The organism is Salegentibacter salinarum (assembly GCF_900168115.1).
In the GTDB taxonomy this organism is placed as follows: Bacteria; Bacteroidota; Bacteroidia; order Flavobacteriales; family Flavobacteriaceae; genus Salegentibacter; species Salegentibacter salinarum.
This window is the reverse complement of record NZ_FUZC01000001.1, coordinates 551,201-568,216: the sequence shown is the minus strand read 5'-3', so window position 1 is coordinate 568,216 and position 17,016 is coordinate 551,201. Positions and strand designations below refer to the sequence as shown.

At 37.1% G+C, this 17,016-nt stretch carries 16 protein-coding genes; 9 read left to right on the top strand and 7 right to left on the bottom strand.

What is annotated here, in order from left to right; all coding sequences use genetic code 11:
• Entirely contained in the window at positions 1-198 is a 198-nt protein-coding gene (locus B5X53_RS02520; protein WP_079711646.1) for a hypothetical protein, read from the bottom strand.
• Positions 195-776: a MarC family protein gene (locus B5X53_RS02515; RefSeq protein ID WP_198550705.1), complete on the bottom strand. Its 582-nt coding sequence runs from the start codon at positions 774-776 to the stop codon at positions 195-197. Before B5X53_RS02515 ends, B5X53_RS02520 begins: the two co-directional genes overlap by 4 nt.
• A gap of 134 nt (positions 777-910) precedes the next feature.
• On the opposite strand from B5X53_RS02515, the gene B5X53_RS02510 reads away from it, so the two are divergent.
• From B5X53_RS02510 to B5X53_RS02485, 6 genes are all read left to right on the top strand, one after another.
• Positions 911-1,474, top strand: a complete 564-nt coding sequence (locus B5X53_RS02510; protein WP_075325235.1) for a DUF3109 family protein — start codon at positions 911-913, stop codon at positions 1,472-1,474.
• Positions 1,475-1,685: 211 nt separating this feature from the next.
• A complete protein-coding gene (locus tag B5X53_RS02505; RefSeq protein ID WP_079711645.1) occupies positions 1,686-2,507 on the top strand; it encodes a DUF4412 domain-containing protein in 822 nt (273 codons plus the stop codon).
• 11 nt (positions 2,508-2,518) lie between these two features.
• Positions 2,519-2,875 carry a DUF4870 domain-containing protein gene (locus tag B5X53_RS02500; RefSeq protein WP_079711644.1) on the top strand — a complete coding sequence of 119 codons (357 nt, stop codon included), beginning with the start codon at positions 2,519-2,521 and terminating at the stop codon, positions 2,873-2,875.
• 2 nt (positions 2,876-2,877) lie between these two features.
• Complete coding sequence (locus tag B5X53_RS02495; protein ID WP_079711643.1) at positions 2,878-3,615, top strand: hypothetical protein; 738 nt, start codon at positions 2,878-2,880, stop codon at positions 3,613-3,615.
• A 248-nt stretch (positions 3,616-3,863) separates the two neighbouring features.
• Entirely contained in the window at positions 3,864-4,796 is a 933-nt protein-coding gene (locus B5X53_RS02490; RefSeq protein WP_079711642.1) for a ribonucleotide-diphosphate reductase subunit beta, read from the top strand.
• Positions 4,797-5,007: 211 nt separating this feature from the next.
• Positions 5,008-6,354, top strand: a complete 1,347-nt coding sequence (locus B5X53_RS02485; protein ID WP_079711641.1) for a deoxyguanosinetriphosphate triphosphohydrolase — start codon at positions 5,008-5,010, stop codon at positions 6,352-6,354.
• A 29-nt stretch (positions 6,355-6,383) separates the two neighbouring features.
• Here the strand turns inward: B5X53_RS02485 and B5X53_RS02480 are convergent, their stop codons facing one another.
• Positions 6,384-7,406 (bottom strand): DUF3078 domain-containing protein, encoded by a 1,023-nt coding sequence (locus B5X53_RS02480; protein WP_079711640.1) that lies wholly within the window; start codon positions 7,404-7,406, stop codon positions 6,384-6,386.
• A 31-nt stretch (positions 7,407-7,437) separates the two neighbouring features.
• Positions 7,438-9,216, bottom strand: a complete 1,779-nt coding sequence (dxs, locus tag B5X53_RS02475; RefSeq protein ID WP_079711639.1) for a 1-deoxy-D-xylulose-5-phosphate synthase — start codon at positions 9,214-9,216, stop codon at positions 7,438-7,440.
• A gap of 97 nt (positions 9,217-9,313) precedes the next feature.
• On the opposite strand from dxs, the gene B5X53_RS02470 reads away from it, so the two are divergent.
• The 3 genes from B5X53_RS02470 to B5X53_RS02460 all read left to right on the top strand — a co-directional run bounded on the left by B5X53_RS02470 (position 9,314) and on the right by B5X53_RS02460 (position 14,915).
• Positions 9,314-9,763 (top strand): nucleoside deaminase, encoded by a 450-nt coding sequence (locus tag B5X53_RS02470; RefSeq protein ID WP_079711638.1) that lies wholly within the window; start codon positions 9,314-9,316, stop codon positions 9,761-9,763.
• A gap of 125 nt (positions 9,764-9,888) precedes the next feature.
• The gene (locus B5X53_RS02465) at positions 9,889-13,482 is read left to right on the top strand and encodes a BamA/TamA family outer membrane protein (protein ID WP_079711637.1); all 3,594 of its coding nucleotides are present in this window, start codon (positions 9,889-9,891) and stop codon (positions 13,480-13,482) included.
• A 203-nt stretch (positions 13,483-13,685) separates the two neighbouring features.
• Positions 13,686-14,915, top strand: a complete 1,230-nt coding sequence (locus B5X53_RS02460) for a hypothetical protein (RefSeq protein WP_232763988.1) — start codon at positions 13,686-13,688, stop codon at positions 14,913-14,915.
• Between the two features lie 19 nt (positions 14,916-14,934).
• Here B5X53_RS02460 and B5X53_RS02455 read toward each other — a convergent pair whose 3' ends face one another.
• The 3 genes from B5X53_RS02455 to B5X53_RS19445 form a co-directional block, all read right to left on the bottom strand.
• Complete coding sequence (locus B5X53_RS02455) at positions 14,935-15,405, bottom strand: hemerythrin domain-containing protein (protein WP_079711636.1); 471 nt, start codon at positions 15,403-15,405, stop codon at positions 14,935-14,937.
• Between the two features lie 79 nt (positions 15,406-15,484).
• On the bottom strand, positions 15,485-16,387 hold the full coding sequence (locus B5X53_RS02450) for a TIGR00366 family protein (protein ID WP_262507247.1): 903 nt from the start codon (positions 16,385-16,387) through the stop codon (positions 15,485-15,487).
• A gap of 26 nt (positions 16,388-16,413) precedes the next feature.
• A complete protein-coding gene (locus tag B5X53_RS19445; protein WP_232763990.1) occupies positions 16,414-16,851 on the bottom strand; it encodes a TIGR00366 family protein in 438 nt (145 codons plus the stop codon).
• Between the last annotated feature and the right edge of the window lie 165 nt (positions 16,852-17,016).

The following is a 17,016-nucleotide window of genomic DNA, read 5'->3' as shown; positions in this document are numbered from 1 at the left end:
TTAAGAATTATGCTTTTTCGCAATGCTTCTTGAGGTTAATAAAATCCCCATAAGAATAATTACGCAAAGACTCGCTACAATAACAAGTACTGATGTCCCGCTATCGCCTTTTAAAAGATCATCAAAATTCAATACAGTTGCGCTATAGCCAATAATGACCACTGCGAAAAAAATTACGGTATAAATAAATAACTTCATGAAAATAAACTCTGAATGTTTGTGGCGAATAATTTTACGGCAATAGCCAGCAAAATTACGCCGAATACTTTTCTAATTACACTAATTCCCTGGCTGCCTAAAACTTTTTCCATTCTGGTAGAAGATTTTAGCACCACGTATACAAAGATAATATTGATAAGTATTGCTACAATGATATTTACCGTTTCATATTCTGCCTGAAGTGAAACCAGGGTGGTAAGCGTACCTGCACCGGCTATTAATGGAAACGCTAACGGCACTACTGATGCAGTTTCTGGTTCATCATCTTTATAGAGTGTAATTCCCAAAATCATTTCCAAGGCCAGAAAAAATAATATAAACGCTCCTGCTACTGCAAAAGAGTTTACATCTATCCCAATTAAATTCAAAATCTCTTTCCCCACGAAAAGGAATACAATCATAATAAAACCTGCCACAACCGAGGCCTTTTCACTTTGAATGTGACCTACTTTTCTTCTCAGGTCTATAATAATGGGGATACTTCCAATAATATCAATTACCGCAAAAAGGATCATTCCCGCGGTAAAAATTTGTTTTGCATCGAGCAATTTCCACATAACTCACTTTTTGAAAAATTTTGCGCAAAATTAATTTTTAAAAACACAGCATCAAGGAATTACCAGGTAAATTTTTTATTAAAATTGAGTTACATTTTCTTCAATAAAAATCCCGATAAAACTATATTTGCCAAATGTTTCAAATAGGAAAAACCATAGTTTCAGAAGAGATCTTAACCAAAGATTTTGTGTGTAACCTTTCGGCCTGCAAAGGTGCTTGCTGTGTAGATGGCGATGCCGGCGCACCGGTAACACCCGAAGAGCGTCAAATTTTAGACGAAATCTATCCCAAAGTAAAACCCTATTTAAGGCAAAAAGGTATAGATGCCATAGAAAAACAAGGTACCTATATTACCACCGATCTTGACGAAATTGAAACCCCGTTAATAGATGGCGCCGATTGTGCCTACGTTACTTTTGATGATAACGGTATTGCTCTCTGCGGAATTGAAGAAGCCTACAACCAGGGCGATATTGATTTTAAGAAACCTATTTCCTGCCACTTATATCCTATAAGGATTCAGGAATATTCTGAATTTTCTGCGGTAAACTATCATAAATGGCAAATTTGTGATGATGCCTGCAGCCTTGGAGCCGAACTTCAGGTGCCGGTGTATAAATTCACTAAAGACGCCCTCATTAGAAAGTTTGGCGAAGATTGGTACAACCAGTTAGAAGCAGCCGCAAAAGACCTCTAAACACTGAGATTCCCACCCATACATTTGATTTACAGGGTATTATTTTAAATATTCTAAAAAATTTTGTACCTTTAATTTTTGAATTTCGCCCCTTAAAAAATCGGTATTCACCCTCAAACCGGTATTTGAATTATTCCCCTACATTTTTCAGTTTTTACCCCTACCCGTAAGTTTTCGCTTGCAGTATATTTTATAACTTAAAATTTAAATTATGAAAAAACTAATTCTATTAGGGTGCTCTCTTTTATTATGTGTTTCTACTACAGAGGCCCAGTTTTTAAAGAAATTAAAAGAAAAAGTTGAAAAAAAAGTTGAACATGCAGTTACCGAGAATATTTCTGATAAAGCTGCTAACGAGGCTAACAAGTCCCTCAACAAAATGTGGGAAACCGACCTCAAGAACAGTCCTATACCAATGGGCGCTAATCGCGTGGATGTTAGCGAAGTTCCACAATCTTACGATTTTAACTGGGAATACCAGTTAAGTATGGAAACCAAAGATGGCAATGTAGACATGACCTATCTTCTTAAGGAGGATGCTCCCTATTTTGGAATGCGGGTGCCGCAAGCCGAGGGTATGTTTATGGTGCTTGATATGGATAAAAAACTTACCGTTATGTATCTCTCTTCTGAAGATACCAACTTTATTACCGCCAGTAAAATAGATCTCAGTAATACTGAAGAAGAAGCGAACCCTTATGAAAATTCAGAGTTAAAGAAAATTGGTACAAAAAATATTCTGGGTTACGAATGCCAGGGTTATGAAACCGAAACCGAAGAACACAAGTTTACCTTTTATCTTACACGGGAAGCTCCCATTAGTTTTGCTAATATGTACAGTGATGAGAAAAGCAATATCCCAAAAGGCTGGAATGCTGACTGGTTGGAAGATGGCGATGCTTTAATGATGGAAATGATAATGGTAGATAAAAATAATTCAGATCATAACACCAATATGCGCTGTACCAGCCTTGAGAAAAAATCTTTTTCAATAAACAAAGAAAATTATTCTGCCCTGGGCGCATCTAAATAGCAAATAAAATCATGGAAAATTCAAACACACAGCACACTAACGACGCGAAGAGCACTTTTGATCCAAAAACCATAGCAATTATTGCTTATTTAACCATCATTGGGCTCGTGGTAGCTTTTGTATTAAACAACGATAAAAAAGACGAATTTGCAGGATTTCATATTAAACAATCCCTGGGATTGGTAGTGCTTAGTTTAGGACTTTTTATTATTGGAATGATCCCGATTCTTGGATGGATCCTAAGTTTCCTCGGTTCAATTTTCTTGCTGTATTTATGGATTATGGGGCTTATTAACGCTGTTAATCATAAAACAAAACCGGTTCCCATTCTTGGGCATCAATTTGAGAAATGGTTTGCCAATATTTAAAGATGAAAACTTTAATTCTAAGCTTATTAACCTGTTTTCTATTTAGTTTTAATGCAATTTCTCAAAACCTGATTGAAGCTAATGTGGAGAACTGGGAATATGGTACAGCCAAAATTGGAGTGCTGGATTTTATTTCGGGCAGCACCCAGGAATTTGGAAGTATAGATGAAAACGGAAATTTAACGCTTGAACTGCAGCCTGGTTTTCTTCAAAAAATGAAGGAACAAATGGAGAAGGAACAGGAAAAATCTCCCGACGACTGGCAGGCATCCTTAAAAACCGTTTCTGGAACCTTTCCATGCCTGTCTGGCGGTTTATCTTATAAAAATGGAGAGACCAACCTAAGCAGTCTCCCCAGACAGCTGGTAGTGTTTAAAAATGAAAAGGAAATTCTGGGTTTGCTAATGCCCGCATCTAATAAAGCAGTTGCAGACTTTTTCTTTACTTTTAGCGAAAAAAATAGCGATACGGGGAAATATTTAGAGTGGACATATCTCGATGAACCGGCTACCGTAGAAGGCACCTGTATCAATACAACTTTTACCAAGAACCAAAATGAAAGTTTTAAGGCGTCAAAAAACTATTCTTTAGATTTAAAAGAAGGATGGAATCTTATTGAATATCACATCACTGAAGTTTTTGAAGATTCTACCGGAAAGATTTTTCCAAAAACAACAGAAATTCAACGCATTGAAAATATCCCTTCAGAAATTAACTGGTATTTTTCTGCTGAAAAGTAAGATTAATATATTTATTCTCCCGAAAGCAGGCTATTAGGGGTTTTAACATTTGTTTCGCCCTATACTTTTCAACATTTGTTAGTTGTATTTTTTGCATTATTAGCTATATCAGACACTCCAAACTGCTAATTATTAGTTTTTTGTGTTGAAAACTTTGTAAAAATATTAAACAAATAATATTAACAAAATGAGAATATTTTTTAATATTTGTTACTGAACCTTTAAATAAACGGTAACACCCCACATAAATGAGTAAACAGGAACCCCTGCTTCGGGATAACAAAGACAGATTTGTAATATTTCCTGTTAAGCATAACGATATTTGGGATGCCTATAAAGCTATTGAAGCTAACTTCTGGACTTTAGGACAAATAGATATTCAAAAAGATTTAGTAGCCTGGGAAGAATTAAATGGGGAGAAACGCCAGTTTCTTAATAAAGTTCTTGGTTTAATTCTTTCTACAGAAAAAAACCTGAGCGGTTTAACCAAAAAAATTAGCGAAAAGATTAATCTTCCTGAGGCCAGATCCTTTCTGGATTTACAACTAGTCATGGAAAATACACATACAGAAGCTTATAGTATGTGTATAAATTCTTTTTTTAATACCACTTTACAAGAAGAGATTTTTAAAGAAATTCAAAAGCATCCTGCTACGATTGCGAGGGAAGAATGGTTGCAAAAATGGTCGAACAGCACTTCTTTTGCTGAAAAATTAGTAGCCCTTGCAACGGCAAAAAGTATCTTTTCCTACAGTAGTTTTGCTTCTATTTTCTGGATAAAAAATTGCGGTTTAATACCAGGACTTTGTTACACCTACGAGATGATTTACCGCGATAAAGCCCTGCATCGTGATTTTGCAGTGCAGTTATTTAGAGATCATCTTCTAGAGGAAATTTCAGATAAAAAAATACAGCAAATTATTGGTGAAGCTGTAGCTATAGAAAAAGAATTCATTGCTGAATTTCTTCCTTTAGATTTAATTGAACTGAAAACGAAATCTTTAACCGAATACCTGGAGTACGAAAGCAGAAGATTGTTTACCGATTTAATGCTAAACCGAAGCATAATAAGAGAGGATTTAGCCAAAGAAATCTTAGTTAGCAAGAGAGCACAGGATTTTTCTCAAATTAATAAAACAGACAAGGAGTTTAATAAAGTCAGTAAAAAAACTGATTTGTAAAAACTGGAACCGGCGCCATGCTCCCCAATATGTCGCTGTTTCAGTTTTTTTATCCACCGCTGCCCGGTTTCACCCTCCTTCAATTTCTAAATTGTCTGACTGAAACTATCAAGACCTTTCAGCAAAACGCTTTCATTTGGCCAATATTCCTAAGCTTTTTCTATTTTTGAACCTGCATTACAAATTCAATTTTATACAGCATTAAATTATGATGAACTGGGAGCAACTTCTTTCCTTAAAACGTTTTGGAGATACCAATAAACGCTTACGAAAAGAACAAAATGAAACCCGACTTGGGTTTGAGGTAGATTATGACCGAATTATTTTTTCTTCGGCTTTTAGAAGTTTGCAGGATAAAACCCAGGTAATTCCACTTTCAAAAACCGACTTTGTGCATACCCGTCTCACGCATAGTTTAGAAGTTTCGGTAGTTGGCCGATCCTTAGGTAGACTGGCAGGGCAAAAAATTCTGGAGAAACATCCTCAGCTTGAGAAAACCCACGCCTATAGAATGAACGATTTTGGCGCCATTGTAGCCGCAGCGGCACTGGCTCACGATATTGGAAATCCGCCTTTTGGCCATTCAGGTGAAAAAGCGATCGGGGAATATTTTAGTCACGGGAATGGAAAACGTTTTAAAGATGAACTTTCTTTAAAAGAATACCAGGATCTTGTAAAATTTGAGGGGAACGCCAACGGTTTTAAGATTCTTACCCAAAATAGACCGGGTAGCGACGGGGGGCTTCGGCTTTCTTATGCAACTTTGGGAGCTTTTATAAAATATCCTAAAGAATCTTTACCGCATAAACCCACACAAAATGTTGCTGATAAAAAGTTTGGTTTTTTCCAGACAGAAAAAGAGATTTTTGAAGAGCTTGCAACCGAACTCGGCTTAATAAAAACCGGAAAAGGGGGCGATGTAAGTTATTACCGCCACCCATTGGCATTCCTGGTAGAAGCAGCCGATGATATTTGCTACACTATAATAGATTTTGAAGATGGGATAAACCTGGGGCTCATTGATGAGGATTATGCGCTGGAATATCTTATAAAACTTGTAAAAGACAATATAAATACCGGGAAGTACAACAGTCTCACCAATACCGCAGATAGGTTAAGTTACCTAAGAGCGCTTGCCATAAATACCTTAATTACTGAAGCGGTAGAAACCTTCTTGAAAAATGAAGATGCAATCCTTTCAGGAAAATTTCATCAGGGATTGTTAGATAGGAGTAAATACGAAGCGCAAATAGACGATATTATTAAAATTAGTATTGAAAAAATCTACGAGAGTGAAGAGGTAATTAGTAAAGAAATTGCAGGCTATAAAATGCTTTCGCACCTTTTAGATACTTATACTGAAGCCTTACTTCCGCAGAAAGCAGAAGAAAATTCTAATTTCAATAAACTGGTATTAAAATCAGTTCCAAATTTAGCGTATCTCCAGGATGAGAATTCGGTTTACAGACGCTTACTTGCAATTTGCTCACACACCGCCTCTTTAACCGATGGTTTTACCGTTGCTTCTTTTGAAAAATATAAGGGAATTAAATTATAAAAAGGTGCTGGCTTAGACAGCCGGCACCTTTAAAATTCGTAGACGAGCCCCACCCCAAGCATTTGCTTAAACTGCACCCTGGGCCCGGTGGTTTCCAGTTCTCCATCGCCATTAGTATCTTCCTTAAATTTCACATCGTCATCATAACGCAAATGGGAACCTACATTAGCTTTTATAAAATCGTTTACTCTTAAATTCACGTTTAACTGCCACTCCACATCAATATTTCCAAATTTATTGAGATAGTCTGAATACAGACTTAATTGGTTATCAAGTTCAACATTTTCAAAAACTTCTTTTGAAAAATCACTGGTAACCAGGAAACCAAATTCAGTTCTCACATTTTCTCCTTCTTCTACAATGTTGCCAAGCGTATCCCTAACGGCTCCCGTCACACCAAACATCCCTTCGTTAGCTAATCTTTGATCCAGCACAAAAGTCGATTTTTGAGTTACCGGTGAAATGTATATGGTAAGATCTTCTACAGGATCTGAATACTCTGTACCAATACCCAGAAATAAATACCCCGGAGCCATAAATTTCGAAATAGGACTATCGGTGTCCGGATATTTATACCCGTTAGTAAACTGCGTGTTAAAATTAAATTTTGCCGAATAGAACCAGTTGGAAACTGAATCTTTTCTATATCCAAAAGATGAATTTAAACGTAATTCGTCTTCGGTTTTTCTAAGCTCCTGGCCCTCCTGAGAGTTTATACCATAGCGCACCGTGGCCCGGTTACGCCAGTTAAGATGGTCTTTATTATAATTTCGTTCCACATTACCGTAAACCAATGCAGAAATTGAATTGTTTCCACCGGCGTTCCAGTTAATAAAAGCAACCTCACTTAGGTTTACTCCAACTTCATTCTTTTCTGTCCAAAACGTCACTACCACCGAATCTACCTCGGTAGTATCCTGTACCACTTTAATAGAATCTGAAGGTTTTATAGTATCGTTATAAATGTCAAAATAGTAATCTGAAATTGAATTGTTCGCGGTTGTGGTTAAGTAAATTAAGCAGGCTAAAAGACATAAGACTTTGGTTTTCATTAGTTAATTTAGATTTTTCGGAATGGCAAAATTAAAGATTTTGAAGAAGAGTGACTATTTCTTTCTCAATATATTCAACGCTAATTTTCGCAATTTCTTGTAACTCATCTATATTTCCCTGTTCAATAAATTTATCTGGCAAACCTAAATTCCTAATTTTAACATTATAATCGTGCTTTGAGGCAAATTCTAAAATAGCACTACCAAAGCCGCCGACTACCGCTCCATCTTCAATAGTAATAAAGGCTTGGTATTTTTGAAAAAGAATATGCAGTAGCTCTTCATCCAGCGGTTTTACAAAGCGCATATCAAAATGCCCAATTTTTTCTGTTGTAATATTTTCTATGGCCTTAACAGCATTTTGGGCCATATTTCCAATGCTTAAAACAGCAATTCTATCACCTTCTTTCAGGCGCCTGGCTTTTCCTATTGCTATTTCTTTAAAAGGGGTTTCCCAGTCTGTTTTAATGCCTCTTCCTCGTGGATATCTTATTGCCATGGGGAGTTTTAAATCGAGCTGGGCGGTATATAGCAGGTTTCTAAGTTCATTTTCATCGCTAGGCGCGGCAATTATAATGTTAGGGATACATCTTAAATATGCAATATCAAAAACGCCGTGATGGGTAGCGCCATCTTCCCCTACCAGCCCTGCCCTATCCAGGCAAAAAACTACCGGTAATTTTTGAATGGCTACATCGTGAATAACCTGGTCGTAAGCGCGCTGTAAAAAAGTTGAATATATAGCGCAAAAAACCTTAAAACCCTGGGTAGCCATCCCTGCAGAGAGTGTTACGGCGTGTTGCTCGGCTATGCCAACATCAAAGGCCCTTTCGGGAAAAGCCTGCATCATAAATTTCAAAGAGCTTCCCGTTGGCATTGCAGGCGTAATCCCGATAATTTTTTCGTTATTTTTAGCTAATTCTACCAAAGTAAGTCCAAAAACATCCTGGTATTTTAAAGGAAGCCCGGCGGTATCATAAGGTAAAAGTTCACCGGTATCAGGACTAAATTTCCCCGGCGCGTGATACTTCACCTGGTCTTCTTCAGCCTTTTTTAAACCTTTACCTTTGGTGGTAATCACGTGAAGAAACTTTGGTCCTTCAATTTGCTTCATTTGTTCAAAAACCTCAAGCAAGCCCGTAATATCGTGCCCATCTACCGGTCCAAAATATTTAAAATTAAGCGCTTCAATAATATTGCTTTGCTTTGGCTTAAAACCAACCCGCGCTTTAGTTAAATATTGTTTTAAAGCTCCAACGCTGGGATCTATCCCAATGGCATTATCGTTGAGTACCACCAATAAATTAGCTTTGGTTACTCCAGCGTGATTTAATCCTTCAAAAGCCATCCCACTGGCAATAGAAGCATCTCCCACAACCGCAATATGATGCTTTTTAAATTTGCCATTCAGATTTGAAGCTATAGCCATTCCCAGGGCGGCCGAGATTGCGGTAGAAGAATGCCCCACGCCAAAAGTATCGTATTGGCTCTCTTCCCTTTTTGGAAATCCGCTAATTCCGTTTAGTCGTCTGTTAGTATGAAAATTCTCTCGTCTACCGGTTAAAATTTTATGACCATAAGCCTGGTGTCCCACATCCCAAACCAATAAATCTTCAGGAGTATTAAACGCATAATGCAAAGCAAGTGTTAATTCTACCACGCCAAGGCTGGCACCAAGATGCCCTTCTTTGGTTGCAACTATATCTATAATAAATTTCCTGAGCGCTGCCGAGACTTCCTGTAACTTTTCAGCCGGGAGTTTTCGCAGTTCTTCAGGTGAGTTTATATCTTCTAAAATCTTGAGGTTCATAGTGCGCAAAGTTAAGCTTTGAAAACTTATTTCTTATAAGGATTTGTTCAGAAGCTAATTTTATAATTTTTATCTTTCCGTGGAAAAGATTATTTAAATGCTGCAGCCTTACGATGACGAATATTTTATGCGAAAAGCCCTGGATGAAGCCGAAAAAGCTTTTGAAAGAGGCGAAATTCCTGTTGGGGTTGTGGTGGTGATTAATAATCAGGTAATCGCTCGCGGACATAATTTAACCGAAACCTTGAACGATGTGACCGCTCACGCCGAAATGCAGGCTATAACCGCTGCTGCCAGTTTTATCGGCGGAAAATATTTAAAAGATTGCACCATGTATGTGAGCCTGGAGCCCTGCCAAATGTGCGCGGGTGCTTTATATTGGAGCCAAATTTCAAAACTGATTTTCGCTGCAGAAGATAAACAGCGCGGTTACCGAAAAACCGGGGTTAAACTGCATCCAAAAACCGAAGTAAAATCCGGTATTCTGGCAAAAGAGGCTTCAGCATTACTTAAACGCTTTTTTATAGAGAAGCGAAATTTAAATTAATTCACTCAATTAACCAACGTTAAAGACTTACTAAAGACAAGTGTTATAATGCGTTAAAACCTATTGTTGTATCGCCGTTTTTTAAAAAATTGGATTTTATTCTAATTCAAACTTTGCACTTACACATGGGGAAGATTAATACACTTTTATTTCTAAATATTTTTATACTTACGGTTTTTTTTGCCGGTGCCCAGGAAAATGGCCCTGCTGAAAATCAAAATGCCAAAGCCTTAGAACATACTTTTTATGTCGCTGGGAATATTGGCAACGATTTAGAAGGGGATGCTGGCAAAATAATGAAATCTATAGTAGAAGCTTCTCAAAAAGAAGAAAAGGCTACTCTTTTGGTACCCGGGAATTTTCTTAAACCTAAAGGTTATCCAAAAAATGAAAGAGAGCGCGAAGCCTATCAAGAATTACTAAAAAAATACCTTTTAGAACCGCTTAAAGATTTTAATGGCGATGTTATTTTCACGCCCGGCTATAATGAATGGACTAAAGAAGGTCAGGGTGCAATAGACGATTTAGAATCCTTTTTACAGGATAATCAATCTAATATTGAAGTTTGGCCGGATGATGGTTGCCCTTTAGAACGCAATGGAATTACAGACCAGGTAGAATTAATTACTGTAGACTCGCAGTGGTACCTGGAAGACTGGGACGAGCACCCCATCATCAATACCAAATGTGAAATAAAAACCAGGGAACAATTTTTCATAGAATTTAAAGATGACATTAAAGATAATCATGGAAAAACCATTGTGGTTTCGGTACCTCATCCTGTTTTAAGCAACACCAAAAATGGATTCTTTGAAAAAATTGGCGGTTTTTCTCCCCAGGCATATTATAACGAAGAATATAGTTACCTGCGTGGTCGCCTGGAAACTATTGCCAGCCAGTTTGACGATGTAATTTTTGTTTCCGGAAATGATGCCAATATGCAGTTTCTAAAAGACGATGGTATCCCTCAAATAATCAGCGGCTATACTAAAGATATTCAAAAAGCAAAAGTGAGAAAAGACGAGCATTTTGCTTCTACGAAAATGGGATATGCCAAATTAAAGATCTTTAAAGATAGAAGTTCACTTGCTGAATTCTATGAAGTTAAACCTTTGGAAGATAGCTTAATCTTTACAGCTCCAATAAAGCGGAAAGAAAGCCGAATGGAAGAGGTTTCTTATAAAACCAAGGAACAGGTTGGAGATACCGTTAGCGCTTCAATTTACTCTGAAGAAGAAACTGATAAATCTAAATTTTACAGCCTTATTTGGGGTGATCATTATAGAGATGTTTACAGTAAAAAAATAGATGCCCGAGTATTATTCTTAGATACCCTGGATGGTGATCTGGAACCTTTAAAAGAAGGTGGCGGCATGCAGTCGCGATCTCTCAGGTTTATTGGCGAAGAGGATCATGAATTTACCATTCGTGCCCTTAGAAAGAGTGCCACCCGCTTTTTACAGGCTGCAGCCATAAAAGATCATTACATAAAAGATTATATAGAAAATACAGTTGCCCAGCGTTATGCTTTAGACCTATTTACAACTGCCCATCCTTATGCACCTTTCTCTTTAAATCGTATTACTGAAACCCTTGATATTATTGCCGGTCACCCGGATATTTATTATGTGCCAAAACAAAAAGCCCTGGGTACCAATAATGACGACTATGGTGACGAATTATATATGTTTGAAGCTCACGTAGGTGATGAGAACAAACAATTTGAAAGATTTGGACAACCTAACGACATTTTAAGCACTACCGACTTTTTAATCGCTTTAAAAGAAAGCAAAGACAACCAACCCGATGAAGGCGAGTTTATAAAAGCACGCTTATTAGATATGCTTGTGGGTGACTGGGACAGGCATTTTGACCAGTGGCGATGGGCAGAATTCGAAGAAGACAACGGGAAAAAATCCTATAGGCCAATCCCGAGAGACCGTGATTTCGCCTTTCCTAAATACGATGGCCCTGTTTTAGATCTTGTTAAACTTGGTTTTCCATTAGTGAGGAAAATGGAAACTTATGATGAGAATGTAGATAACGTAAAATGGTTCAATCTTTCAGGATATTCATTAGATCAAAGAATTATTAAAAATGCAGGATGGAACCAATGGAAGGAACAGGTAGATTTTATTCAGGAGAAATTAACCGACGAAGAAATTGAAAAATCTTTCGCACTTTTACCAGAAAATGTTCAGGATGAAACTATAGACAGCATAAAAGCAAATCTTAAAAAACGCCGTGAAAACCTTGAGGATATTGCCAGGAGATATTACAAATATTTAAATGATTTCCAGGTTCTAACCGGCACAAAAGAAGACGATAGCTTTATAATTACGAGAAAAAATGATGGTTTAACCGAAGTAATTGTAAAAGATGAAGATGGCAACGAAACTTTTAATCACACCTATAAGGCCGATGAAACTGAAGAAATTTGGATTTATGGTTTAGATAATGAAGACAGCTTTAGTGTAACCGGGGAAGGAGATAATCCTATAAAATTAAAAATAGTAGGTGGAGAAGGAAAAGACATTTATAATTTTGAAAATACTAGAAACGTAAAATTATTCGATCAGAAAAGTAAAGAGAACATTATTGAAAACCCAAAATCTAAAAAATGGTTGGTAGATTCTTATGAGATCAACGCTTTTGATCCCGATAAGCGTAAGAAAAGTGAGAATAAAATTATGCCCCAGGTAGATTACAATGGAGATGAAGGCCTATCACTAGGCTTAAGAGACACTTTCACAACTTACGGTCTCACTAATAATCCTTTTAATACCCAACATACTTTTGATGCATCATATTATTTTGCAACCAATGGGTTTGAAGTAGGGTATTTTGGGGAATTTGCCCATATTTTCTATAACTGGAACCTGGGAATTGCTGCGCGTTATACCAGTCCTAATTTTGCAGTAAATTATTTTGGAGAAGGAATAAATTCTGAATACGATCGCGATGCTGATGGCCGGGATTATAACAGGGTAAGAATAGAACAATGGGAAATTGCTCCTTCATTAATATGGCGCGGAAATTCCGGCGGAAGTTTTTATGCGAAGCCCTTTTTACAATCCAGAGAAGTATCCTATGATGAAGAACGATTTATAGCTGATGCTTTTTCTGAAGATAATGACCTTTTTGAACGGCAACTTTATGCAGGTGGGGAAGTCAATTACCACTATGAAAATCGGGATAATCCATCATATCCTTCCCGCGGATTTGAAGCTGATATCACCACGGGGTATAAAACCAATATTGACGGCTACAATAACGAATTTGCCTATTTGAGTCCGTCGCTGGCAATAGATTATCCGTTGCACGAAAGCGGAATTGCAGTTTTAGCAACAAAAGTTGGCGGTAAAGCCATCTTCGGGGATAATTATGAGTACTATGATGGTGCTATCCTAGGCGGAAACGAAAACCTGAGAGCCTATCGTTGGGAACGTTTCAACGGGAAACAATCTTTCTACCACTCTACCGATCTTAGGGTTGGAATAAGCCGAATCCGAACCAATTTTATTCCGCTTCAAATTGGAGTAAGCGCAGGCTTTGATTACGGACGTGTTTGGGAAGAGGATTCTACTTCAGATAAATGGAGAAACAACTATGGCGGATCTATCTGGATTAATGGCTTTAACGCTTTTACAGCTAATACGGGCTATTATTACGGAGACGATGGCGGAAGGTTAACCTTCACCTTTGGTTTTAAATTCTAAATTCCATTGTTGAAATTTACACACCTGTGGAAACACTTCTGTAGAAGTTCACAGTTTTCGAATTTGAAAGAATTGTTAACTTCGAAATATTTCATCGTTATAGACTTAAATTCAGTTAATTATTGGCTTAAAACTTAAAGCTATCATAATTAAAAGTTTTAGGTAAGAAAATTGGTTTTAAGGGGATAAATAGATTTTAAAAAATGTCCCCAGATATAAACCTAATTCATAACCTGTTGCAGGCGGTAATGCTTATTCCGTTTTTGCACCTGGCAAACCAATATATTTTCAAAATGATTAGTGAAAAACACGATTTTTTCTCAGCAAACCTGATGAATAAATTGTTCTATTATCATCTAATCTTTGCCGGAGTTTATTACACCTACGCCTTTTTTAATCCTTCAGATTCAAAGCGCTATTTCAGCGTATCGGGAAAAGAGGGGAAAACCTGGAGCGGATTTTTAGAAACCGGAACATCTTTTATAGATTTTCTATCCTATCCATTTATAAATTTCTTCGGCTTCAGCTACGAAATGATGATGTTGCTTTTTAGCTGGATTGGTTTTATGGGTTTTGTTTATGCCTACTTATTTTTCAAAGAAAATATAGCTATAAATATCAAGATCTTTAAAAAAATAGATTTTTTGGTTCTGATTCTTTTTCTACCAAATATGCACTTCTGGACGGCATCTCTGGGCAAAGGAGCACCTATCTTTTTAGGCTTAATGTTATTCGCTTATGCACTTAGAAAACCCCAAACCAGAATTTATAGTTTAAGTTTAGGATCCTTACTGGTTTTTGCCATAAGACCACATATGTTTTTACTACTGGCCGGAGCCGGGTTGCTGAGTATATTCATCAATAAAAATCAGATTAGTTTAAAGCAAAAAGCCATTTTTGTTGGCGCTATAACCGGGGTTTTATTGCTTTTTCATAAACAAATTCTGGATGTGGTAAACCTTGGGAATTCTCAAAACCTAATTGCAGATTTCTTATCGTTTACTGAAAACCGATCCAACAACCTTGATAATGCCACATCGGGTGTACCAATGACAGATTATTCGCTTTTAGAAAAATTCTTTACTTTTTGGTTTAGACCCCTGTTTTTTGATGCCCCCGGAATTATGGGAGTAATAGTTTCTATAGAAAATTTAGTCTATTTATTGTTGTTCGGGAAATTGTTTAAAAAGAGTTTTTTCGGATTCTTAAAAACAGCTCCGGGCCACGTAAAACTCAGCCTAATCTTATTTTTTACTACCTCTTTTGCAATGACATTTGTAATGTCTAATCTTGGAATAATCCTTAGACAGAAATCAATGATTATGTATTTCCTGTTCTTTGTGATCTATTATTTTCTGGCCTATGAAAAAGACACTGTTTTTAGGTTAAAACAGGAAGTGACTGGTAGGCAACATTTACGAAAAGCTGCATAAGTTTATGAATTAGATAAATTTAATCCCAGAATTCATCTTCCCAAACCCCGCAGGAGATTTCTTTGCCGTGGTGTTGTTCAATATACTGAAGTTCTTCTGCTGAAGCTTTCTCCTGAATTTCATTAAAAAGTACCCGTTCTTCAAACCTAATATGACCTTCCAAATCGTTTTTAATCATTTCTAATGCAAGGGCAATATCATTATTCTGACAGAATAATGATGCGAGATGTTCGTGCTCTTCCAAGGCTTGTTTTACCAATACATTTTTGGCACCTAAAACCGGAAATACATATTTTTCTTCAATTCTAAAATGTTCCTGTAACTGGTTTTTCCAAAACCAATCGGTATAATTTTTTATACGCTGCAGTTCCACACCGGTTTCAATACCTTTCCTGATTTTCCAGCAAAGTAAAAGCCCCTGGTGGTGCTCTCTGCTTAAAGGTTGAATGGCTTCATGCCTTTTTATCGGATTATTCTTGGGTGGCACCATAATGAGAAAAATTGATTCCTATATAAAATAAGAAATCTTAAACTGTTATTAGTGATTTTTTCAATTTATCTGAAATTACTTATACCAATAACAACCCGGTTATATAAACCAATGTTCCCACCAGCATCATCACCAGGGTATAAGGAAGAATTTCGCGAGCTTTTAGTTTTGTAATTGCAAGCAATGGTAAAGCCCAAAATGGTTGCAGCATATTGGTTATTTGATCTCCGTAGGCCAGAGCCATCACCGCTTTGTTTAGCGGAACTCCAAGTTTTAAAGCACTTTCCAGGATAATGGGACCCTGTACTGCCCATTGACCACCACCACTGGGAACAAAAATATTTACTAAACCTGCACTGAAGAAACTGTAAACCGGCAGACTAACATCTGTAGCGATACTTGCAAAAAAGCTGGAAATATCTCCAACTAAACCCGTTTCGCGCATTACGCCCATAATCCCAAAATACAACGGAAACTGAATTAAAATTGCAGCCGCTCCTCCAATCGCTTCCTGCAAAGCTTTTAAGAATGAAAAGAAAGAATCGTGCAACAATATACACAAGCATAGCATCAGAAAATTTAGCATATTAGGGGTTAGATTCCCTATTAAAAGTTCTTCGGAATAACTCGCAAAAAAAGCTGTAAGCAGTAAAATCCCAAAAACTAACCTCAACCATTTTGAATGGTCTAATTTTTCGGCACCCGTAATTCTTGCGATGTGATGTGATTTTGTTTCATATTCAGTTTTCACTGTTTTTATTCCGCTGATTCTGGAAAGAAGATAGAGCGTTAGCGGAATTAATACCAATAAAATTGCGAAAATCAATAAATTCCAATAGGAAAAAATAGTACATGAAGTAGGAAGGTTGTTAGGTAACTGTGAAAGAAACTCAGAATCTGCGCCCGGAAAAAGACTGGCCAAATGCCCGTTCTGTGCGGCTTTTAGTGGTGCACTACCGCTCATTCCGCCGTGCCACACCATTAAACCCACGTAACCGGCTGCTCCAATTAAGGGATAATTAATTTTAAATCCGCGGGTGGAGCTGCTTCGGCTACTTTTCTGGCCATTATAGCCCCGAAGATTAATCCCAAACCCCAATTAAAAAACGCCACCAGCATTGTGGAAACCGAAACAATAATCACTGCGCTTGCATTTCCGGTCACAATTTTAGTTAACTGACTCGTAAGCCAGGAAACAGGTTTGCTAAGCACTAAAACGTGTCCTAGAACCAAAATGAGCATCATTTGCACCATAAAGACGATGAGGGCAGGATCCCACATCCCTGTTTGCCAGAAATCGAGGATTTGAATTGCAGAAGTGATGCTTGTTTGGTCGGTAAAGAAAAATGCGACAAAAAGCGTAATTAGCGTAAGCAGCACCGCTAAAGTAAAGGGCGCCGGAATAAGATTTTTAAAGGTATTTTCTATGAATTGACTTATGTTCAAATTATAGAATTTATAGCTATTAATTTATAAAAATCTCAGTGCCATATATTGAACGATGCTAAATCGTAAAACCCCATCCCAAAGTAGAGCTCTGGCAATTGTGATTGATCAACTCTGCTTAAAACTATAAATTATTTATTAATTTCTACTGAATTAAGGTTTCTA